Consider the following 913-nt stretch of genomic DNA (forward strand, 5'->3'; position numbering starts at 1 on the left):
GGAACGCCTGCACCACGAAGCGGGCCACGCCGGGGCTCATGGGCGAGCCGCCGGCCGCCACCTGCAGCAGGTGCTCCTTGAGCTGGGCCAGGGGCGTGTTTTTCAGCAGGTAGCCCACCGCGCCGGCCCGCAACGCCTCAAACACCCGCTCGGCATCGGCATACACGCTGAGCATGAGCACCTGGGCTTCGGGCAGGAGTTGATGAATGAGGGGTAGGCCCTCAATGCCAGTGAGGCCAGGCAGGCCAATGTCGGAGAGGATAAGCTGGGGTGGCGCGGCGACGGTGGGCAGCTCCCGCAAAAAGGCTTCTACGGAGTCCACGATGAGCACGCAGCGGAATTCGGGCTGGGCGCACAGGTACTCGTGCAGGGTGTCGCGGATGGCAGCCTGGTCTTCGATGATGGCCAGCGCGAGGGGGAATTGCATGGCGCAAAGGTCTGGCGCATTCCCACGCGGCGCTATGACATGAACATGTTGTTTTTCGAAAAAGCTGGGCACGAAAAAGCCCCCGCCGGGTTGGACGGGGGCTTTTTCAAATCAGGCCGTTATGCCGGGCGCAGCCGAGGCATGACCTGCTACGCTCACGCAACCAGCCGGCTATTTCAGCCGCACCAGCGTGGCCCCGAAGCCGAACTTCTCCTTGCGGGCATCTTCGAAGAACTTAATGTCCTTGTTGCGGCTCAGCTGACGGTGAATTTCCTTGCGCAGCACCCCGTTGCCCATACCGTGAATGAACACAATCTCGTGCATGTTGGTGGCCAGGGCGCGGCTCAGCGCGTCCTCAAACGCATCGAGCTGCAGGCGCAGAATGGCGGTGTTGCTCAGCTCCTCGGTGTTGTCGGGGCGCAGGGCCTCCAGGTGCAGGTCCACTTCGTGCGGCGGGGCCACCACGGGCGCGGCGGGCTTGGCCGG

The 913-nt window shown here is 64.3% G+C and carries 2 protein-coding genes; both read right to left on the reverse strand.

Annotated features, from left to right (window positions below; all coding sequences use genetic code 11):
• Window positions 1-427, reverse strand: a 427-nt coding sequence (locus tag ACYVDE_RS24470) for a response regulator (protein WP_460504126.1), incomplete at its 3' end; no start/stop codon positions are given.
• A 171-nt stretch (window positions 428-598) separates the two neighbouring features.
• Window positions 599-913, reverse strand: a 315-nt coding sequence (locus tag ACYVDE_RS24475; RefSeq protein ID WP_460504127.1) for a Smr/MutS family protein, incomplete at its 5' end; no start/stop codon positions are given.

The sequence above is a fragment of the Hymenobacter agri genome (assembly GCF_054778495.1).